The following is a 19556-nucleotide window of genomic DNA, read 5'->3' as shown; positions in this document are numbered from 1 at the left end:
AATATTCATTTTCTATAGTTTTTAATCGTGTTTTACCTGGTGGGTAAAGCATCCTTGCCTTCATTTAACCTATTTTTAACTAAAGAGGGCAAGTAGGCTTTACCTCTAATCCATTGAATAAAAACTAAAAAAAATCTCACGAGCAGAAATAATCCTTTATATTGACAGTAATTGACAAAAACAAGCGGATCTCGCATTTTCTAAACGCTAACAAGTCGAACCTGTCTGACCTGTTAGCCCAATAAAAGGACCTCGTCGTGGCGACCAAAATGTCTGTGGTGCAACAAGCAACTCAAGAAATTGAAACGCGGATTAGCAAAGGAGAATGGCAGGTGGGCCAACGCCTCCCCTCGCAGCATGAACTGGCCAAAATGCTCCAGCTCAGCCGTGCTTCATTGCGTGAAACACTCAGCCATCTTGAATCGCGGGGGTTGTTGAGTATCAAGCCTGGGAAAGGTGTGTATGTCACCGCACGCGCCCCCAAAGAGCCGAAGCAATGGCGGTTTGAAAACTACTCACTCGCCGAGGTGCTGGCCATGCGTCAGCAACTGGAAAGTTTTGCCGCCGCTCATGCGGCAGTGAACGCGGTTGCTGAAGATATCGCGCTGCTGGAAACCTCTATCAATGAGGCGTACCAGGCGGCAAAACGGGGAGACCTGCTCATGGTCAAGCTGTGCGATCTGGATTTTCACGCACAGATCATTCGGATCGCGGGTAACCGGCTGCTGCAAGAGATTATCAAACTCATTCGCCAGCCCTATGAACAGAGTAAAACGCCGCCGCACGGCAGTTTTGCAGACATGGAACCCACCCTCGAGGAGCACAAGCGGATCTTTTTAGCCATAAAAATGGGTGAACCTCATTTAGCACGGACCGCGATGGAGCAGCATCTGCAAAATGCCGCCCTGCGCGCCAATATCCATCTTAGTGGGCCAATTTAATTCATTTGCCAGGAGGCTATCATGATAAAAAAATTTACGTTGAGCGTCGGTGCCAGCTTATTGTTGATGGCAGGGCTCGCCAGTGCCGCCGATCCGGTGAAAACACTCAAAGTCTGTACCGAAGCCAGCCCAGACGGCTTCGACTACTCCTTGTATCATGCTAACTCCACAGCAGATGCCTCATCAGAAGCCCTGTATAACCGCCTGGTCGACTTTAAACCGGGAACGACGGAACTCAGGCCGGCACTGGCAGAAAGCTGGGAGATCAGCCCAGATGGCAAAACCTATACTTTCCATCTGCGTAAAGACGTGCAGTTTCATACGATGCCCTGGTTCAAGCCGACGCGTAACATGAATGCCGACGACGTGGTGTATAGCCTGCAACGCCAGATTGACCCAAGTAACCCTTGGTATAAAACCGCAACGCAAGGCTGGTTTTATGCTCAGGCCATGGGGTTCAAGGAGCTGGTCAAGTCCGTTGAGCGCGTGGATGACCATACCGTGCGCATTGAGTTAAATCGCCCGGAATCCCCTTTCCTGGCGGATTTGGCGATGGGCTTTACCTCAATTTTGTCTCGTGAATATGCCACGCAATTAGAGAAAGAGAATAAATTGCGCGATATGGACGTTAAGCCAGTGGGCACCGGCCCGTTTGTGTTTAAGCGTTACAGCAAAGATCAGATGGTGCGTTATGAGGCAAACCCTACCTATTTTCGTGGCAAGCCGAAGATCGACCAGTTAATTTTCAGCATTGCCCCCGATGCCTCCGTGCGTTTGCAACGGTTAAAAGCCGGTGAGTGTGATGTGATGCTCTACCCAAGCCCGCAAGACTGGCCAGCCATCGAAGCCAATGACAAATTGAATTTGATCAAAGGCAATGCGCTCACCAGTTCTTATTTGCAAGTGAATACCCAAAAGCCGCCGTTAGATAATAAATTAGTCCGCCAGGCATTAGCGCTGGCCGTTGATCGTCCTAATTTAATTAAGGTGGTCACCGCCAATGCGGCTTCTCCTATGACCAACCCTTATCCGCCGTCACAGTGGAGCTATAACAGCGATATTAAGCCGCTGGAATTAAATATCGATAAAGCGAAAAAGCTGCTGGCAGAAGCCGGGCACCCTAACGGATTCGATATGGAGATCTGGGTGCGCCCGGGCACCAGTGGTTCTAACCCGAACCCTAAATTAACCGCAGAGATGCTGCAGGCCGATTTCAAGAAGATCGGGGTCAACGTGAATGTCAAAACCATCGAATGGGGTGAATTGCTGCGCAGAGCACGTGATGGCGAGCACACCTCAGTAGTATTGGGTTGGGCATCTGATAATGGCGATCCGGATAACTTCCTGTCCAACAACCTCTCCTGTTCAGGCATGGAAGATGGCAGCAACTTCTCGCGCTGGTGTGATAAACCCTTCGATCAATTACTGAAAGATGCCCGCGCAGAATCGGATGTCGCTAAGCGTACTGCAATGTATAAGCAGGCTCAGGTGATATTCCAGGAAAACCTGCCGTGGATCCCTTTATTCCACCCGCTGAATGCGTTGGCGACCAGTAAAAATGTTTCTGGCGTTGTTGCCAGCCCATTAACGCTGAATAGCTATGCGGATGCCGATATTAATAAATAATCTGCAATAACCTAAGCCGCAATATTACCCCAACACTCTTCCCGTTATGCCAATAGCGGGAATGAGAGTGGGTGCATATAAGGATATATTTATATCATGACCGCGACGCCATTAAAGGCGCAGATCGCCCGTCTCAGCGATCTGCTCAATGTGATTAATTTATTAAATTGGGATGCCAGCACCGGCATGCCAAACGGTGCCAGCCTTCAGCGTGGGCAACAGATTGCCACCTTGAGCAGCCTGGCACAGAGCATAATCCTGTCTCCCGAATTAGCCAGCGCGTTGGCCGATGAAGCAGCATTACCGAATTTAACCCTGCATCAGCAACGTTCTCATCAGGCATTACAACAGGCGATTGCCCACTATAAAAAGGTCCCTGCCAGCCTAGTGGTGGAACAGGCACAATTAGTGGCCGTGGCCGAAGTGGCGTGGCGCCAAGCGCGTGAACAGAATAACTTCAGCCTGTTCCAACCCTATTTAGAAAAGATTGTTGCTTTAAAACGCCGGTTTGCCGAGGTGGTGGGTTACGAAAATCACCCTTATGAGGCCCTGACCCATGAATATGAGCCAGGTTTAACCGTCCCAGCGTTAAAGGCCCTGTTTGCCCAGCTACAGGCGCGGTTATTGCCGTTGGTAAAACGCGTTCACGCCGCACCTAAGCCTGATAACACCTTCCTGCATCGTCATTTTCCGGTCGATCAGCAGCGGGCGCTGTCCACCAAGCTGGCCGGGAAGATTGGCTATGATTTCCAACGTGGCCGTTTAGATACCACCACGCACCCTTTTGAAATCTCTATCACCCGCGAAGACGTGCGCATCACGACCCGGTTTAATCCGCAGTTTCTCAATGCCGGGCTGTTTGGCACCCTGCATGAGGCAGGACATGCCATTTATGAGCAGAATGTCGCCCCAGAACTCAGCGGCACCGCGCTCACGCTGGATCTGTTCGGGCTGTATGCGGTCGCTGGCACCAGCTACGGGGTGCACGAGTCGCAGTCGCGCCTGTGGGAAAACCGCGTGGGCCGCTCTCTGCCGTTCTGGCATAACCACTATGCCGAGCTACAGGCCACCTTCCCCGGTGTGCTGGACGATGTGTCTGTCGAGCAGTTCCACCGGGCGATCAACCGCTCAGAGCCTAGCCTGATCCGCGTCGAAGCCGATGAACTGACCTACGATTTCCACGTGATGCTGCGGGTTGAAATAGAAATGGGCCTGATTGAAGGCAGCCTGAAAGTCAGTGACTTACCGGCGTTTTGGGCTGAAAAAATCCAGGCCTATCTCGGCGTTAAACCCACCACGGATACGCTTGGGGTGCTGCAGGATATCCACTGGTCAAAAGGCATGATCGGTTCATTCCCCACTTACACCCTCGGCAACGTCATGGGCTCACAATTTATGGCCGCCGCCCTGCAACAGCAGCCGTCATTAGCCACGGCGTTAGAACAGGGGAACTACCTGCCACTGAAAGGCTGGCTGACAGAAAACATTCTGCAGCATGGCCGCACTTATTTACCCCATGAGCTATTACAGCGCACCACCGGTAAAGGGCTGGATGCCACCCCTTATCTTGATTATCTGGAACAGAAATTCACCGCGCTTTATCAACTGTAAACGACGCGGCTAACCGAGGGATAAATCATGAAAATTGCAGATATGAACTGGATGCAGCTCGAATCCTACCTGCAGCAGGACGATCGCGTCGTGGTGCCATTAGGCAGCGTTGAGCAGCATGCTTATTTGAGCCTGGCCGTTGATATGATCCTGGCAGAGAAAGTGGCGGTAGATGCGGCCGAACCTTTGGGTATTCCGGTCTATCCGGCGATCCCTTTTGGCGTAACGCCCTATTTCGCCGCTTTTCCCGGCACGGTCTCTTTGCGTGTAGAAACCTATGTGCGGGTGATCCACGATCTTTTAGACAGCCTCGCCCGTTCCGGTTTCAAACGTATTGTGCTGGTGAACGGCCATGGCGGCAATCAACCGGCCGCCAGCGCCGCCACAGAATGGATGCTGAGTAATCCAGGCGTTAAGGTGCGCTTCTACAACTGGTGGAATGCGCCGCATACCCTGGCCAACGTGCGCTCGGTGGATCCCACCTCTTCCCACGCCAGTTGGATGGAAAATTTACCCTGGACGCGGTTGGCTGACGCCCCCTGCCCAGACGCACGCAAAGCGCCGATTGATTATCAGCGCTTCCATGTGATGAACGCAGCACAGGCCAAAGAATACCTGGGCGACGGCAACTTTGGTGGCTGGTATCAGCGCCCTGCAGAGGTGGAAAATGCCATGTGGCAAGTGGCGGTGGAAGAGACTCGCGCCATTCTGCAGGGGCCTTGGGAATGAATCCATCACCGATTTTAGTCTGGGGTGCAGGTGCCATGGGCGGCACCCTGGCTGCCTATTGGATCCGCGCCGGGCTCGATGTGCTGCTGGTGGACAACAACCCTGCCCATGTGGCGGCCATTAACCAACAGGGTTTACGCATCAGCGGGCCGATCGAGGAGTTTGTCGTCCCTGCCCGTGCGGTGTTACCGGAGCAACTTGGGTCGCCAAGCGCCGCAGGTAACGCCAGCCCGCAACAGTATCAGCGCATCTTTCTCTGCACCAAGGCACAGCATACGGAGGCCGCCTGCCGCAGCCTGGCTCCGCACCTGGCCGAGCATGGTGAGGTGATCTCGGTGCAAAATGGTTTGAATGAGCTGATTATTGCCAACATCGTCGGCGAATCACGCACCATTGGCTGCTTTATCAACTTTGGTGCCGACATTTTAGAACCGGGCCACATTCATTACGCCGGGCGTGGTGCCGTGGTGATCGGTGAACTGCAAGGCGCTTTAACCCCTCGCCTGGCCGATATTCTGCATTTGATGCAGCGATTTGAACCGAATGCACTGCAAACGGAGCATATCTTCAGCTATTTATGGGGCAAGTTGGGTTATGGTGCGCTGCTGTTCGGCACTGCGCTGACCAACGCGTCAATTGTCGATGTGCTGGCACATCCTGATTACCGCAACGTCCTGATCGCTATCGGCAAAGAGGTGTGTGCGGTGGCCGCTGCGGCCAACATTCCGCTGGAAGGCTTCAATGGTTTTCATCCCCCCGCCTTCAGCGCCCAGGCCACTACAGAGCAAAGCCATGCCTCGATGGATGCGATGGTGGCATTCAACCAGCGCTCGGCCAAAACCCACAGCGGCATTTGGCGTGATCTCGCCATTCATAAGCGTAAAACCGAGGTGGATCAACAACTCGGCGTGATTGTGCAGGAGGCGGAACGCTTAGGCATTGCCACCCCACTGTTGCAAGCAGTGATTAGCGGTATTCACCAGATCGAACAGGGCACGCCTTTATCCTGGGCCAACCTCGATCGGGTTGCCGCCCTGGTGCCGCCAGTCGCTCATTACGGGAGCAAGGAGTAACAGATGAAATTTGATTTTTCTGAACAGCAGATCATCGTCACCGGCGCCGCACAGGGTATTGGCCGCGCGATCGCCAAAGCCTTTGCAGCGCTGGGTGGCAAGGTGTGGATCTGCGATGTGGATGCAGACACGCTGGCTATCACCCAGCAAGAGTGTGGGCCGTTGGCACAGGCGCGCATCGTCGATGTCACCGATCAGGCGCAGGTGCAGGCCTTTGTCACTGAGGTTGGCAAGGTGGACGTGCTGGTGAACTGTGCCGGCGGGGTGCGCGGGCAAGAGGGCCATCCGCTCGAAACCATTACCCCGCAGCAGTGGCACGCCCTGTTCCAGGTTAACGTGGACAGCACATTCTGGTTCGCCCAGGCCGTCGCCCCGGCGATGAAAGCAGCTAACTATGGCCGCATTATCAATATCTCCAGCGGAGCCGGGCTAGGTATCAGCCTGACCGGGATACAGGCCTATGCTTCCGCGAAGGCGGCGCAGATTGGCCTGACCCGTCAGCTCGGCCATGAACTGGGCCCCTTCGGTATTACCGTTAACAGCGTTGCCCCCGGCTTTGTGCGCTCCAACCCCAGCAGCGAGCGCCAGTGGCAAAAATTTGGCGAAGCTAAACAGCAGACGATTTTGAGCCAAATCGCCATGCGCCGTTTAGGTAAAGCGGAAGATATCGCCCACGCCGTTCTGTTCTTTGCCTCCCCTTATGCGGGCTGGGTGTCGGGCCAGACACTCTCCGTTGATGGTGGCAAGTAACGCGTTCAGATTCACCCGGTGCGCGGGGGATGCTCCCCGCACCTACGCACTCTTAATAGGTACTCCGATGGTTAAATTTATTATAAAGCGCCTATTGATGCTGATCCCGAGCTTTATCGGGATCACCTTGATTACGTTTATGCTGGTTCATCTGATCCCAGGCGATCCGGTGGAAATCATGATGGGCGAACGCGGCCTGGATCCCGCTTATCACGCTGAAATGCTGAAAAAACTCGGCTTGGATTTGCCCCTGCCGCAGCAGTATCTCAATTATCTGAGCAGCCTGCTGCACGGCGATTTAGGCATGTCACTCACCTCCAATGAGTCGGTGCTGCATGAGTTTCTGACGCTGTTTCCCGCCACGTTGGAATTAGCCACGCTGGCAATGATTCTGGCCATTATTGTCGGCATCCCGATTGGGGTATTAGCCGCCGTTAAGCGTGGTTCTATTTTTGATCATGGCGTGATGGGCCTGTCATTAACCGGCTTTTCCATGCCGATTTTCTGGTGGAGCTTAATCCTGATCATGTTCTTTTCGGTGCAGTTGGGCTGGACGCCGGTATCAGGCCGCATTGATCTGGATTTTGATATCGAACCCCACAGCGGTTTTATGCTGATCGATACGCTGATCGCGCAATATCAGGATCCCGATGCCAATCAAGGGGCTTTCCTTAACGCGCTCAAACACCTGATCCTCCCGGCGATCGTCCTGGCTACCGTGCCGTTGGCAATTGTCTCGCGCATGACTCGTTCATCAATGCTGGAGGTGCTGCGCGAAGATTATGTGCGCACCGCCTACGCCAAAGGGTTATCGCCGTTGCGGGTCATTTTTGGCCACGCCCTGCGCAATGCCTTGATCCCGGTGTTAACCATTATCGGCCTGAGCGTCAGTTCTCTTCTGGGCGGTGCGGTGATGACAGAAACCATTTTCTCCTGGCCCGGCATTGGCAAGTGGCTGATCGAGGCGATTGGCCGCCGCGATTACCAGGTGGTGCAGAACGGTATTCTGCTGGTTGCCACGTTGGTCATTCTCACCAACGTGCTGGTGGATATTTTATACGGCGTAGTCAACCCGCGTATTCGCCACGCTTAACAGGAGCCGATGATGTCTAATGCAATTTTAAATAACGGCATGGCGATGGATCAGGACGATCTCTCATACCGCTATCCCTCGCCATTAAAAGAGTTCTGCCAGAGCTTTGCAACGAACCGCGGTGCCTCGATCGCGCTGGGTTTCATCGCGATCGTGCTGATTGCCGCCGTTTTTGCCCCTTGGCTGGCGCCTTATGATCCGATCACGCAATACCGCGATCACCTGATGCAGCCGCCGATGTGGCAAGAACACGGCAGTGCCGCCTTCCCCCTAGGGACTGACGAGGTCGGGCGCGACATTCTTTCCCGTTTGATGTACGGCGGGCGTTTGTCGCTGTTTATCGGGTTCTGTGCGGTGATTTTCGCCCTGATCCCCGGCGCCATGCTGGGGCTGCTGGCGGCATTTTATCCGCGCTTCATCGGCGTCGCCGTCATGCGCTTGATGGACATCATGATGTCGATGCCCACCCTGCTGCTGGCGGTCGCCATTATGGCGGTTCTCGGCCCGGGCCTGCTCAATGCGATGATCGCCATCGCCATTGCGTCGTTACCCGGCTATGTCCGCCTGACGCGGGCGTCGGTGATGATGGAGCTGAACCGGGACTACGTCACGGCCGCCCGGGTTGGCGGAGCCGGTACGCTGCGCCTGATGTTCTTCACCGTGCTGCCGAACTGCATGGCACCGCTGATTGTGCACATGACCATGAGTTTCTCCTCGGCGATCCTGGAAATTGCCGCACTGGGCTTCCTCGGGCTGGGTATTCAGCCGCCGGACCCGGAATGGGGCACCATGCTGGCGTCGGCGCGTGAATATATGGAGCGCGCCTGGTGGATTGTCACCATGCCGGGCCTGACGATTCTGTTGTCGGTAGTGTCTATCAATCTGATCGGTGATGGTCTGCGTGACGCACTGGATCCTCGACTGAAGCAAGCAGGATAAGGTGAACGCATGAGTCTGTTGGATATTCGTAATCTCTCCGTGGCCTTTGGCGCGCGGAAAAAGCCGTTTCGCGCGGTTGAAAATGTGAATTTAACCGTCGAGCACGGTGAGATCGTCGGTATTGTCGGCGAGTCGGGATCGGGTAAATCGGTCACCATGATGGCAATGATGGGGCTGTTGGAAAAGCAGGGGCGGGTTTCCGCAGACACCCTGCAGTTTGACGGCCACGACATGTTAACCCTGTCGGCACGCGAACGCCGCAAAATCATCGGCAAAGACATCGCCATGATTTTTCAGGATCCGATGTCATGCCTCAACCCCAGCTACACCGTAGGGCGGCAGATTATGGAAGTGCTGGCTCTGCACCAAGGGCTGAAGGGGGCAGCGCTGCGCGATCGCGCCATTGAGCTGATGACGCTGGTGGAGATCCCCGATCCCGCTCGCCGTTTAGAGGCCTACCCCCATCAGTTATCGGGGGGAATGAGCCAGCGCGTGGCGATCGCCATGGCCATCGCCTGTAAGCCGAAGTTATTGATCGCCGATGAGCCGACCACGGCGCTGGATGTCACCATTCAGGCGCAAATCATGGAGCTGCTGGTGAACCTGCAGAAAACGCAGGGAATGGCGCTGATCTTGATCACCCACGATCTGGCGGTGGTGGCAGAGATCGCCCACAAAGCGGTAGTGATGTATGCCGGGCAGATCGCAGAAGTCTCCGCCGTTCCGGCGATCTTCCGCCGTCCACACCACCCGTATACGCAGGCGTTGCTGAAGTCGATCCCTGAACACAGCAAGGGAACCGAACGGCTGTTTACCCTGCCGGGGATTGTGCCTGGGCAATTTGATCGCCCGATCGGCTGTTTACTGGCCCCGCGCTGCCCTTATGTTCAACAGCAGTGCAGCGCCCAGCGCCCAGAACTCACCGTTACCGACAACTATGCCGTCAGGTGTTACTTCCCTCTCAATGCGTCAGGTCAACCATGAAAACGATATTACAAGCCACCGATCTCACTCGCCATTATGAGGTTGGCCAGGGTTTCTTGAGCAAGGGCCATACCGTAAAAGCGCTCAATGGGGTCAGCTTTTCGCTGGCCTCCGGCAAAACCCTGGCCGTGGTCGGTGAGTCCGGCTGCGGGAAATCCACCCTGGCCCGCCAGTTAACCTTAATTGAATCGCCGACCTCAGGCTCGCTGGTGCTTGATGGCCAGGATATCGCCAGCGCCACGGCCGCCCAGCGCAAAGCGATGCGCGCCAAAGTGCAGATGGTGTTCCAGAACCCTTATGCCTCATTGAATCCACGCAGCAAGATCGGCACGCAGCTCAGCGATCCGCTGGCGATCAACACCTCGCTGAATGCCAAAGAGCGCGAGGAACGGGTGCGGCTGATGATGAGCAAAGTCGGGTTACGCCCGGAGCATTACCACCGCTACCCGCATATGTTTTCCGGCGGGCAGCGGCAACGGATCGCCATCGCCCGCGCCATGATACTTAACCCGAAAATTGTGATTGCGGATGAGCCCACCTCGGCGCTGGATGTTTCGATCCAAGCTCAGGTGCTGAATCTGTTTATGGATTTGCAGGCGGAATTTAATACCACCTACGTGTTTATTTCCCACAACCTTTCCGTGGTGGAGCATGTCGCCAATGACGTCATGGTGATGTATCTCGGGCGCGCCGTCGAAATCAGCAGTAAAACCACGCTCTATGCGCAACCGCTGCACCCTTATACCAAAGCGCTGCTGTCGGCCACCCCGACCATCCATCCCGAAGATCGGCAGATCAAAATCAAGATCATGGGGGAGTTGCCCAGCCCGTTGAATCCCCCTTCTGGCTGTGCCTTCCACAAACGTTGCCCGTTTGCCGATGCGCGTTGCCAGCAGGAAGAACCCCAATTACGGACGCTCGGTAATACGCAGGTGGCCTGCCACCATGTAGAGCGGATTAACTGATCCATTCCTAACGCATTCAAGGTCATACAATGAGTACAATCAAGCCCGTTATCGTGATCCATGGTGGAGCAGGCACTATCAGCCGCCATAGTTGTACGGCACAAAAAGAACAGGAATACCACGCGGCTCTGCAAGCGGTGTTAGCGGCAGGCCAGGCTATTTTAGCCGAGGGTGGCAGCGCCACCGACGCCGTCACCCAGGCGGTCACGCTGTTGGAAGATTGCCCGTTATTCAACGCCGGGAAAGGCGCGGTCTTTACCCATGCGGAAACCCACGAGCTGGATGCGGCGATCATGAACGGCGCAGATCTGCAAGCCGGGGCACTCTCTTGCGTTAACCATATCAAGCACCCGATCCAAGCCGCCCGCGCCATTATGGAGCATAGCGATCACGTACTGTTTGTCGGCGCAGGCGCCGAAGACTTTGCCCGTCAGCAGGGGTTGGAACTGGTGGATAATAGCTATTTTTCTACCGATGCCCGGCGCGAGCAGCTTTACCGGGTAAAAAACGGCCATGGCGGCATGGTCTTGGATCACAGCGCCGAAACGCTCACCCAGCAAGCCTCGCCGATCGCTGAAGAACATAAATTTGGTACCGTCGGAGCCGTCGCGCTCGATCGCTACGGCAACCTGGCGGCGGCAACCTCCACGGGCGGCATGACCAATAAACAGGCGGGGCGCGTTGGCGATAGCCCGATTTTGGGTGCGGGAACCTATGCGGATAACCAGACGGCGGCCATTTCCTGTACCGGTACCGGAGAGATGTTTATGCGCATGGTCACGGCCTACGACGTCTGTGCCCTGATGCGCTATGCCGGCCTTTCTCTGGCGCAGGCCACCGAGCAGGTGGTGATGGAAAAACTCCCCACCATCGGCGGTGAGGGCGGATTGGTTGCCGTTGATGCGCAAGGCAATATCAGCCTGGCTTTTAACAGTGAAGGCATGTATCGCGGCTATGCGTATGTCGGGGAAGAGGTGGTCACGGCGATTTTCAGGTAAGCGATAAAAACGGCAACACTGAATACGTTGGTCTGGTGGGCGCTGCGGTTATCTATACCCTTCATACTTCAAGTCGCTTGGGTGTTGGCTGCGTTACTCGGCCCATACTGGGCCTCGCCCCTTCGGGGCCGCTGCAAGCAGCGTTCAAATCTGCCAAGCAGATTTGTCACTCACCCCAGTCACTTACTTGAGTAAGCTCCTGGGGCTTCGTTCAGTTGCCGCCTACAAGCAACTTGAATTATTTTGGGTATATACCTTCCATACTTCAAGTTGCTTGGGTGTTGTTGGCTGCTGCTCCCAGGGATTATGAGCCTCATCACTGAGGCTCACCCTACAGGCAACTCGAATTATTTTGGATATAAATAAACTTCAAATAGGGTATTCCAGCAGAAAATGGCTGATTTTATGGTGCTTGCCAAAGAGGCTTTAAATTCCGTCAAAGAGAAAATCTATTGCAGCTTTTACCTGTGTACGGTATTGCGCCGCATCGCAGAACTCAGCGCCTAAGGCATGAACGGGTATACTCGCCAGCTCATGAGTCATCACTGCATATTCTTTGCCATCCGTCAGCCTGACAACGGGTATCATTCGCTCCGGACGATGACTGCCCGGATACTTTTCAACAGGTAGCAGCGGGATCACCACCCGGCGGTTTAACTGCCCAATGATATCGCTCGTTACATCAAGTAGCAGGGGATAAACGACGCTTTTCCCTGTATTACTATATACGGTGAATTGCATCGTCAAAATGTCCTGTATTCATCACTGAAACACGCCTGCTCTTCATGGAAACGATTTAACGCCTCAAGAGCTTCCCTATTTTCTTCCTGCCATTTTCGCGTTGCATGTCGGCGCAATTCGGCATCCAGGGCGGCAGTTAGGGTAGCGCTAAGGTTGATGCCAGCATCACGCGCCCGGTTTAATAACCCCCGTTCTACAGTCATTGTCACGCTTTGAGTACTACGTTGTTTTGCTGTCATGATTCGGCTACCCTGTGCTGCTGTTAAGTGTGCTCTACACGGTATTATACACGTATGATAGCACGCTTAGCGATGAGAATCCCTTATTGCCAAGGCTGCTGACCATAAAATGCAGGCCAACCAATCCTTATCCCATCACTCGATGAATTTGCAGATACTGTAACAGCATGATGGTTTTGCCATCCTTGATGCGGCCATCGGCGATCATCGCTACCGCTTCGCTGAACGGCAGTTCCACCACTTCGATATCTTCATCTTCAATGCCGCCACCGGCGGTATGGCGTTCGTTATCCTGGTACTCGGCGATAAAGAAATGGACAATCTCTGTCACCCCGCCCGGCGACATGTAGGCTTCGAAGATTTTCTGTACTTTATCCACCTGAAAACCGGTTTCTTCCACCGCTTCGCGGCGGGCGCACTGTTCGGGCGAGTCGGCGTCCAGCAACCCGGCGCAGGCTTCCAGCAGCATCCCGCTGGCATTGCCGTTAACGTAAGTCGGCATACGGAATTGATTGGTCAGCACCACGGTGCCTTTAGCACGGTTGTACAGCAGAATCGTCGCGCCGTTGCCACGATCGTACACTTCCCGCACCTGCTCAATAGAACCGCCATTCTTACGTTTTAAATCAAAGGTGTACTTGTTCAATACGTACCAGTTGTCCGACAGCAGCTCTTTTCTGATATTTTCAATCTTTGATGACATAAACCTGGCTTCCGTTAACCGATCTGATCCCAACATGTGGCAATAGCAAAACGCAGCCACGGCGGATTTGCAACAAAAAACCCCGCAGGCTTTGCAGCACGGCGGGGTTTTTAACGTCCGATCGTTTAAAAACCTTTCGGTACTTCGCGCATATCCGGCAGCTTATGCGCAATCCCTTTATGGCAATCAATACAGGTTTTGCCTTCGGTAATCGCTTTGTCATGCATTTTCGCCGCCACGGTTTTCTGCGCGTTGAAATCCATATACTCAAAGTTATGGCAGTTACGGCATTCCTGTGAGTTATTGGCCTTCATGCGCGCCCACTCGTTGCTGGCCATCGCCAAACGGTGCGACTCAAACTTCTGCGGTGTGTCGATCAGGCCAAACGCTTTGGCATACAGTTCCTTGCTGGCCTTAATCTTGCGCAGCATCTTTGGCCCCCACTCATGCGGGACGTGGCAATCCGGGCAGGTGGCACGCACGCCGCTGCGATTGGTGTAATGCACGCTCTCCATATACTCTTCGTAGACATTTTCGCGCATTTCATGGCAACTGATACAGAATTGCTCAGTGTTAGCTGCCTCCATGCCAGTGTTGAAACCGCCCCAGAAAATAATCCCGGCAACAAAACCCAGCAACAGCAGCGTCCCCAATGCCAAACGGCTCGGCCTGCGCCACCAGCGCCATAGACGGCGGATCAGCCCGGCCTTTTTCTCAGGTGTTTCATTATTACGTTCGGCCATAGCTCCCCCGCTTATTGCCCAAAGCCCGGCATAGGCTTGAAATCGTTACCGATGATCGGTGCTGCATCGGTTTGTGGTACGTGACATTGCAAACAGAAATAGCGGCGCGGGGCCACTTCACCCAGCACTTTGCCATCGCTGTCCATAAAGTGTGTCGGGCTGATGCGCGGTGCACCGGTGGTGCGATAACTTTCGACCCCGTGGCACTGCAAGCAGCGGTTAGTGTTCTTGGTCACCTGGTAGCCATCGATGCTGTGCGGGATCATCGGCGGCTGGTTAACGTAGTTCAGTGCCATCCTTTCCTGCTGTTTCGGCATTTTGATCTGCCCTTCGACAGTGGCGGAAACCTCTGGCGACTGCTGAAGATCCACATCGCTGGCGGCAAACGCGAAGCTGGCAATAACCAGCGATAGCAGCGCCCCACACAGGGAAAGCGGCTTGTTCAGGACATTGCTTTTCATTTTTTGGCTCCCGAATAATGAAATTTGGTCTTAATCTCGAATACATTTTCTGCACAGACGTCTATACAACGCCCGCAGGCAATACAGGCATCGCTGGCCACCTTAGGTGTGCCTTTTTGCAGCAATAACGGTTCACGTAGAATTTGTGGTTCCGGGCAAACATGAAAGCAATCCATACAGCGGGTGCAATTTTCGCGCTGCTCGGCGCTGATCTGCACCACACCCTGGCTACCAATCACGCCGTATAACGCCCCCATCGGGCAAAGATGGCCGCACCAGCCGTGCTCAACCACCAGCAGATCGAACAGGAACAGCGCCACAATCAGCCAGATCCCGGCACCAAAGGCGGCCACCAGGCCTTGCAGCCAGCTCAGCGCCCCCTCGCCGGTGCCATGGATCAACCCCCGGCCCATCAGGGCTACCGGGTTTAACCATTCCCACAGCAGCGTACCGCTGACGGCACTGCCCACCAACACGGCGATCAGAATGCCGTAGCGCAGGCTGCGTGGCAGGCTGGCCGACTGCCGCAGGCCCAGCTTGCGCCGCAGCCAGGCCGCCAGATCGGTGACTGGATTCAACGGACAAACCCAACCGCAGAACACCCGATTGCCGATCAGGCCGTAGATCAGCACCACTGCGGTGCCCACCCACACCAGCCAGGCGGGCCAATGCCCGGCCAACAGGCTTTCCAGCATCATCAAGGGATCGGTGAGCGGGATCGTCTCCAGCAACAGGCTGGCACTGTAGTTACCGCGCAGGATCCAGACGCCCCACAGCGGCCCGGAGAGAAACATCAGCAAGATCAGTAGCTGGCTGCTACGCCGCAGGATCAGGAAGCGGTTGCTGCGCCACCAGCCGTGACGCAAGCGCGCATCACGCCCGGCCTGTGCGACAGAATTGGCCATCATTCACCTCCCTTTGCACCACGTACCGGCAAGGTTAGCCCTTCCGGCACCAGCGAATGCCCTGCACGCTGTTTTTCCTGCCAACCCCAGCGGTAATGCTCACCCAACTGGCCGCGCGCCAGTTCCAGCGGCAACACCTTGATCGCTGCCTGTTCCAACACGCAGGCCTGTTCGCACTTGCCGCAGCCGGTGCAGGCGTCGCTGTGAACCCTGGGCAGGAACATCGCGTGTTTGCCGGTGCGCTGATTGTGCTGCAGATCCAGCGTAATGGCCTTATCGATCTGCGGGCAAACGCGGTAACAGACGTCACAACGCAAACCCTGCCAGTTCAGGCAATTTTCATGATCCAGCAGCACCGCCAGGCCCATCCGTGCCTGATCGATATCGGTCAATAACGGATCCAGCGCCCCACTGGGGCAAGCCACCACGCACGGCAGGTCTTCACACATCTCGCAAGGAACGTCCCGCGCCACAAAATAAGGCGTTCCCGCCGCCAGCGGCGAAAGCAGCGTAGCCAGCTTCAGCGTCTGATAGGGGCACGCCTGCACGCACTGGCCACAGCGGATACAGGCGCTGTCAAACGCCCCATTCGTCAACGCGCCCGGTGGCCGCAAGGCCAAACCATCGCGCGCCTGCGACTGCTTCTGCTGTAACCCGAGCAGCGCGGCGATCCCCACCAACCCGGCGGCGCTGCGAGCCGCATCGCGCAGGAAGCGCCGCCGCGCCGGGGTTTTATCTCGTTGCTGGCTCATGGCGTTGGCCTTATACCTTCTCCAGTTTCACCGCGCACTTCTTGAAATCGGTCTCTTTCGACAGCGGATCGGTCGCATCCAGCGTCAGGTTGTTGACCAACTGCGCCGCATCGAAGAATGGCATGTAGACCAAGCCTTTCGGCGGGCGGTTACGGCCACGGGTTTCGACGATGCTGATCACTTCACCACGGCGGGACACCACTTTCACTTTGTCGCCACGGCGCAGGTTGCGCTCTTTGGCATCCAGCGGGTGGATAAAGGTGACCGCCTCTGGGAAGGCGCGGTGCAGTTCTGGCACGCGGCGCGTCATGGAGCCGGTATGCCAGTGCTCCAGCACACGGCCGGTCGACAGCCACAGATCGTATTCCCGATCCGGGCTTTCTGCCGCCGGTTCAAACGGCAGCGCGAAGATCACCGCTTTGCCGTCTGGTTTCCCGTAGAAACGCACGCTTTCGCCCGCCTTCACATAAGGATCGGTGCCTTCACGGTAACGCCACAGGGTTTCTTTGCCATCGACCACCGGCCAGCGCAGACCACGCGCCTGGTGATACATATCAAACGCCGCCAGATCGTGACCATGGCCACGCCCGAAACCGGCATACTCTTCAAACAACCCTTTCTGGATGTAATAACCAAAGTCTCGCGCTTCGTCGTTCAACTGCTCCGCCGGGATCTCTTCCAGCTTGTATTTGTTGACTTCGCCGTTGGCGAACAGCACGTCATACAGGGTTTTTCCACGGTACTCCGGCTTCTGATTCAACAGTTCTGCGGGCCATACTTCTTCCACTTTGAAGCGCTTGGCGAATTCCACCAGTTGCCACAGATCGGATTTCGCCTCACCCGGCGCTTTCACCTGCTGACGCCAGAACTGGGTGCGGCGCTCGGCGTTGCCGTAAGCCCCTTCTTTCTCGACCCACATAGCGGTTGGCAGGATCAGATCCGCTGCCAGCGCACTCACCGTCGGGTACGGATCGGAAACCACGATAAAGTTGCGCGGATCGCGCCAGCCCGGCATACGCTCTTCGTTAATATTCGGCCCGGCCTGCATGTTGTTGGTGCACATCGTCCAGTAAACATTCAGCTTGCCGTCTTTCAGCGCCCGATCCTGCGCCACCGCGTGCAGCCCGACTTTTTCTGGGATGGTGCCCGCCGGTAACTGCCATTTCTGTTCGGCGATCTGGCGGTGTTTTTCGTTGGTGACCACCATGTCTGCGGGCAGACGGTGGGCAAAGGTGCCCACTTCACGTGCGGTGCCACAGGCGGAAGGTTGGCCGGTGAGCGAGAACGGCCCGCAGCCCGGCTTGGAGATCTTGCCGGTCAGCAGGTGCAGGTTGTAGCACAGGTTATTAGCCCACACGCCGCGCGTATGCTGGTTGAAGCCCATGGTCCAGTAAGACACCACTTTCACATTGGGATCGGCATACAGCTTCGCCAGCGCTTCCAGTTGATCTTTCGGCACGCCGCTCATCTCGGCGGTTTTATCCAGCGTATATTCCGCCACAAAGGCTTTGTAATCGTCGAAGCTCATTGGCTCCGAAGCATCGCTGCCCGGATTCTTGGCGGCTTTTTCCAGCGGGTGCGTCGGGCGCAGGCCGTAACCAATATCGGTCGCGCCCTTGCGGATATTGACGTGCTGCTTGAGGAACTCCTGATCGACCGCATTGTTCTGGATAATGTAGTTAGCGATGTAATTCATGATCGCCAGATCGGTCTGCGGGGTGAACACCATGGCGTTATCCGCCAGCTCAAAGCTGCGGTGTTCAAAGGTCGATAGCACTGAGACGTTGACCTTGTCGTTGCCCAAGCGGCGGTTGGTGATGCGCGACCAGAGGATCGGGTGCATTTCCGCCATATTGGAACCCCAGAGCACGAACGCATCGGCCTGCTCGATATCATCGTAGCAGCCCATCGGTTCATCCATGCCGAAGGTGCGCATAAAGCCTACCACCGCCGAAGCCATACAGTGGCGCGCGTTCGGATCGAGGTTATTGGAGCGCAGACCGGCCTTGAACAGCTTGGCAGCCGCGTAACCTTCCCACACCGTCCACTGACCGGAGCCGAACATGCCTACCGCTTCTGGCCCCTTCTCTTTCAGGGTGGCTTTAAACTTCTCGGCCATCAGATCAAAAGCCTGCTCCCAACTGATGGGCGTAAACTCGCCTTCTTTATCGTATTGGCCGTTTTTCATCCGCAACAGCGGCTGCGTCAGGCGGTCTTTGCCGTACATGATTTTTGGCAGGAAGTAACCTTTGATACAGTTCAGGCCACGGTTGACCGGCGCATCCGGATCGCCCTGCGAAGCCACAATGCGGCCATTCTGGGTACCCACCAACACGCCGCAGCCGGTGCCGCAGAAACGGCAAGGCGCTTTGTCCCATTTGATTTCATCGGCACCACCGACCACGGCCTGTGCGACCGTTGGGATCGTCAGCCCGGCTGCTGCAGCAGCTGCAGCGGCAGCATTAGCTTTCATGAAGTCTCGACGACTGAGTTTCATGGCGTTACCTCACCTTGCTCATCCTGCTGGTGATAAACCAGCGATACCGCCAGCACGCCATCCAGATTGCGTGCCGACTCAATTTTTTCCAGCAGCGCCTGAGAGCGCTCGGCCTGCATGACCACCACCAGCTTGCCCTGCTGTTGATTCTGTGCCGGTATTTCCGTATCTGGGATGGCCAGCAGCGCTGGGATCACCCCTGGGAACTTCTCCGGCCGGGCCTGAACCATCAACCCGCTCACATGCCATTCGTTATTCATTCTTTTCACTCCGGGTTATCGCGATCGCCGCAGCCGGACAACCGGCTACACAAGCCCCACAGCCGTTGCAGGCCGCTGCCTCAAGCGTCGGTTTGGCTATCCCTCCCAGCTGTGGCTGAAAGCGGATTGCCTGCGTTTCACAACTATCCTGACAGCTGCGGCACTCGACGCCCCGTAGCGCCAGGCAGCCTGTGGTAAATTGCGCGACTTGCTGCCAAGGCGGATAGTGCGGCGGGTAAAACAGCGGTGCTTCACAAGCCGTTGCACACTGGCGGCAAAAAGTGCATTCCGCGCGTTGGAAATCAACCTCAGGAAAACCACCGCTGCCAGCGATCAGTACGCCTGTTTCACAGGCAGTGATACAGGCCTGGCAACGAGTGCAACCGGCAAGAAAGAGAGAAGCTTCGCGCGACCATGGGGGGCGGATCGCATCAGAATGCTGACGCCATTGTCCGCTGAGCAGTCTGCGTCGCGACAATTCGGCCATGCGGTTTATCCTTAGCGTTAAAAACACGCGCTGCGTGCAAAACAATTAATCATGTGATT

General features: G+C 55.7%; 21 protein-coding genes. 11 read left to right on the top strand and 10 right to left on the bottom strand.

Features of this window, described 5'->3' with window-relative positions; translation table 11 throughout:
- Window positions 1-257: 257 nt before the first annotated feature.
- The 11 genes from BMI79_RS14620 to BMI79_RS14570 all read left to right on the top strand — a co-directional run bounded on the left by BMI79_RS14620 (window position 258) and on the right by BMI79_RS14570 (window position 11709).
- Window positions 258-941 (top strand): FadR/GntR family transcriptional regulator, encoded by a 684-nt coding sequence (locus BMI79_RS14620; protein WP_125828808.1) that lies wholly within the window; start codon window positions 258-260, stop codon window positions 939-941.
- A 21-nt stretch (window positions 942-962) separates the two neighbouring features.
- On the top strand, window positions 963-2567 hold the full coding sequence (locus BMI79_RS14615; RefSeq protein ID WP_076942867.1) for an ABC transporter substrate-binding protein: 1605 nt from the start codon (window positions 963-965) through the stop codon (window positions 2565-2567).
- 96 nt (window positions 2568-2663) lie between these two features.
- Window positions 2664-4178: a carboxypeptidase M32 gene (locus tag BMI79_RS14610; protein WP_076942866.1), complete on the top strand. Its 1515-nt coding sequence runs from the start codon at window positions 2664-2666 to the stop codon at window positions 4176-4178.
- Window positions 4179-4205: 27 nt separating this feature from the next.
- Complete coding sequence (locus BMI79_RS14605) at window positions 4206-4907, top strand: creatininase family protein (protein WP_076942865.1); 702 nt, start codon at window positions 4206-4208, stop codon at window positions 4905-4907.
- Window positions 4904-5980, top strand: coding sequence for a ketopantoate reductase family protein (locus BMI79_RS14600; RefSeq protein WP_076942864.1), 1077 nt, complete (start codon window positions 4904-4906; stop codon window positions 5978-5980). The genes BMI79_RS14605 and BMI79_RS14600 overlap by 4 nt, the downstream gene beginning before the upstream one ends.
- A gap of 3 nt (window positions 5981-5983) precedes the next feature.
- Window positions 5984-6730, top strand: coding sequence for an SDR family NAD(P)-dependent oxidoreductase (locus tag BMI79_RS14595; RefSeq protein WP_076942863.1), 747 nt, complete (start codon window positions 5984-5986; stop codon window positions 6728-6730).
- 67 nt (window positions 6731-6797) lie between these two features.
- Window positions 6798-7823 carry an ABC transporter permease subunit gene (locus tag BMI79_RS14590; protein WP_076942862.1) on the top strand — a complete coding sequence of 342 codons (1026 nt, stop codon included), beginning with the start codon at window positions 6798-6800 and terminating at the stop codon, window positions 7821-7823.
- Between the two features lie 39 nt (window positions 7824-7862).
- Window positions 7863-8762 (top strand): ABC transporter permease subunit, encoded by a 900-nt coding sequence (locus BMI79_RS14585; protein ID WP_208611211.1) that lies wholly within the window; start codon window positions 7863-7865, stop codon window positions 8760-8762.
- Between the two features lie 9 nt (window positions 8763-8771).
- Complete coding sequence (locus BMI79_RS14580) at window positions 8772-9746, top strand: ABC transporter ATP-binding protein (RefSeq protein ID WP_076942860.1); 975 nt, start codon at window positions 8772-8774, stop codon at window positions 9744-9746.
- Window positions 9743-10711, top strand: a complete 969-nt coding sequence (locus BMI79_RS14575) for a peptide ABC transporter ATP-binding protein (protein ID WP_076942859.1) — start codon at window positions 9743-9745, stop codon at window positions 10709-10711. Before BMI79_RS14580 ends, BMI79_RS14575 begins: the two co-directional genes overlap by 4 nt.
- Before the next feature lie 29 nt (window positions 10712-10740).
- On the top strand, window positions 10741-11709 hold the full coding sequence (locus BMI79_RS14570; protein ID WP_076942858.1) for an isoaspartyl peptidase/L-asparaginase family protein: 969 nt from the start codon (window positions 10741-10743) through the stop codon (window positions 11707-11709).
- A 426-nt stretch (window positions 11710-12135) separates the two neighbouring features.
- Here BMI79_RS14570 and BMI79_RS14565 read toward each other — a convergent pair whose 3' ends face one another.
- From BMI79_RS14565 to napF, 10 genes are all read right to left on the bottom strand, one after another.
- The gene (locus BMI79_RS14565; protein ID WP_076942857.1) at window positions 12136-12450 is read right to left on the bottom strand and encodes a CcdB family protein; all 315 of its coding nucleotides are present in this window, start codon (window positions 12448-12450) and stop codon (window positions 12136-12138) included.
- 2 nt (window positions 12451-12452) lie between these two features.
- Window positions 12453-12689: a type II toxin-antitoxin system CcdA family antitoxin gene (locus tag BMI79_RS14560; protein ID WP_076942856.1), complete on the bottom strand. Its 237-nt coding sequence runs from the start codon at window positions 12687-12689 to the stop codon at window positions 12453-12455.
- A 127-nt stretch (window positions 12690-12816) separates the two neighbouring features.
- The gene (nudK, locus tag BMI79_RS14555; protein WP_076942855.1) at window positions 12817-13392 is read right to left on the bottom strand and encodes a GDP-mannose pyrophosphatase NudK; all 576 of its coding nucleotides are present in this window, start codon (window positions 13390-13392) and stop codon (window positions 12817-12819) included.
- A 125-nt stretch (window positions 13393-13517) separates the two neighbouring features.
- Window positions 13518-14135, bottom strand: a complete 618-nt coding sequence (napC, locus tag BMI79_RS14550) for a cytochrome c-type protein NapC (protein WP_076942854.1) — start codon at window positions 14133-14135, stop codon at window positions 13518-13520.
- An 11-nt stretch (window positions 14136-14146) separates the two neighbouring features.
- On the bottom strand, window positions 14147-14596 hold the full coding sequence (napB, locus tag BMI79_RS14545) for a nitrate reductase cytochrome c-type subunit (protein ID WP_076942853.1): 450 nt from the start codon (window positions 14594-14596) through the stop codon (window positions 14147-14149).
- Entirely contained in the window at window positions 14593-15501 is a 909-nt protein-coding gene (napH, locus tag BMI79_RS14540) for a quinol dehydrogenase ferredoxin subunit NapH (protein ID WP_076942921.1), read from the bottom strand. The genes napB and napH overlap by 4 nt, the downstream gene beginning before the upstream one ends.
- On the bottom strand, window positions 15501-16253 hold the full coding sequence (napG, locus tag BMI79_RS14535; RefSeq protein ID WP_076942852.1) for a ferredoxin-type protein NapG: 753 nt from the start codon (window positions 16251-16253) through the stop codon (window positions 15501-15503). The genes napH and napG overlap by 1 nt, the downstream gene beginning before the upstream one ends.
- Before the next feature lie 10 nt (window positions 16254-16263).
- Complete coding sequence (napA, locus tag BMI79_RS14530) at window positions 16264-18750, bottom strand: nitrate reductase catalytic subunit NapA (protein ID WP_076942851.1); 2487 nt, start codon at window positions 18748-18750, stop codon at window positions 16264-16266.
- A complete protein-coding gene (napD, locus tag BMI79_RS14525; RefSeq protein WP_076942850.1) occupies window positions 18747-19010 on the bottom strand; it encodes a chaperone NapD in 264 nt (87 codons plus the stop codon). Before napD ends, napA begins: the two co-directional genes overlap by 4 nt.
- Window positions 19003-19497 (bottom strand): ferredoxin-type protein NapF, encoded by a 495-nt coding sequence (napF, locus tag BMI79_RS14520; RefSeq protein ID WP_076942849.1) that lies wholly within the window; start codon window positions 19495-19497, stop codon window positions 19003-19005. Before napF ends, napD begins: the two co-directional genes overlap by 8 nt.
- Window positions 19498-19556: the final 59 nt, after the last annotated feature.

The sequence above is a fragment of the Serratia oryzae genome (genome assembly GCF_001976145.1).
Taxonomy (GTDB): domain Bacteria; phylum Pseudomonadota; class Gammaproteobacteria; order Enterobacterales; family Enterobacteriaceae; genus Chania; species Chania oryzae.
This window is presented reverse-complemented; position numbering and strand designations above follow the sequence as displayed.

What these genes read in the sequence shown, in the direction of transcription:
- BMI79_RS14590 (WP_076942862.1), top strand. Translation starts at nt 6,798, where the DNA reads ATGGTTAAATTTATTATAAAGCGCCTATTGATGCTGATCCCGAGCTTT.
- napF (WP_076942849.1), bottom strand. Translation starts at nt 19,497, where the DNA reads ATGGCCGAATTGTCGCGACGCAGACTGCTCAGCGGACAATGGCGTCAG.
- napC (WP_076942854.1), bottom strand. Translation starts at nt 14,135, where the DNA reads ATGGCCGAACGTAATAATGAAACACCTGAGAAAAAGGCCGGGCTGATC.
- BMI79_RS14560 (WP_076942856.1), bottom strand. Translation starts at nt 12,689, where the DNA reads ATGACAGCAAAACAACGTAGTACTCAAAGCGTGACAATGACTGTAGAA.
- napA (WP_076942851.1), bottom strand. Translation starts at nt 18,750, where the DNA reads ATGAAACTCAGTCGTCGAGACTTCATGAAAGCTAATGCTGCCGCTGCA.
- BMI79_RS14610 (WP_076942866.1), top strand. Translation starts at nt 2,664, where the DNA reads ATGACCGCGACGCCATTAAAGGCGCAGATCGCCCGTCTCAGCGATCTG.
- BMI79_RS14595 (WP_076942863.1), top strand. Translation starts at nt 5,984, where the DNA reads ATGAAATTTGATTTTTCTGAACAGCAGATCATCGTCACCGGCGCCGCA.
- BMI79_RS14615 (WP_076942867.1), top strand. Translation starts at nt 963, where the DNA reads ATGATAAAAAAATTTACGTTGAGCGTCGGTGCCAGCTTATTGTTGATG.
- napG (WP_076942852.1), bottom strand. Translation starts at nt 16,253, where the DNA reads ATGAGCCAGCAACGAGATAAAACCCCGGCGCGGCGGCGCTTCCTGCGC.
- BMI79_RS14585 (WP_208611211.1), top strand. Translation starts at nt 7,863, where the DNA reads ATGGCGATGGATCAGGACGATCTCTCATACCGCTATCCCTCGCCATTA.
- BMI79_RS14580 (WP_076942860.1), top strand. Translation starts at nt 8,772, where the DNA reads ATGAGTCTGTTGGATATTCGTAATCTCTCCGTGGCCTTTGGCGCGCGG.
- napD (WP_076942850.1), bottom strand. Translation starts at nt 19,010, where the DNA reads ATGAATAACGAATGGCATGTGAGCGGGTTGATGGTTCAGGCCCGGCCG.
- BMI79_RS14565 (WP_076942857.1), bottom strand. Translation starts at nt 12,450, where the DNA reads ATGCAATTCACCGTATATAGTAATACAGGGAAAAGCGTCGTTTATCCC.
- BMI79_RS14570 (WP_076942858.1), top strand. Translation starts at nt 10,741, where the DNA reads ATGAGTACAATCAAGCCCGTTATCGTGATCCATGGTGGAGCAGGCACT.
- BMI79_RS14605 (WP_076942865.1), top strand. Translation starts at nt 4,206, where the DNA reads ATGAAAATTGCAGATATGAACTGGATGCAGCTCGAATCCTACCTGCAG.
- BMI79_RS14600 (WP_076942864.1), top strand. Translation starts at nt 4,904, where the DNA reads ATGAATCCATCACCGATTTTAGTCTGGGGTGCAGGTGCCATGGGCGGC.
- nudK (WP_076942855.1), bottom strand. Translation starts at nt 13,392, where the DNA reads ATGTCATCAAAGATTGAAAATATCAGAAAAGAGCTGCTGTCGGACAAC.
- napH (WP_076942921.1), bottom strand. Translation starts at nt 15,501, where the DNA reads ATGGCCAATTCTGTCGCACAGGCCGGGCGTGATGCGCGCTTGCGTCAC.
- BMI79_RS14575 (WP_076942859.1), top strand. Translation starts at nt 9,743, where the DNA reads ATGAAAACGATATTACAAGCCACCGATCTCACTCGCCATTATGAGGTT.
- napB (WP_076942853.1), bottom strand. Translation starts at nt 14,596, where the DNA reads ATGAAAAGCAATGTCCTGAACAAGCCGCTTTCCCTGTGTGGGGCGCTG.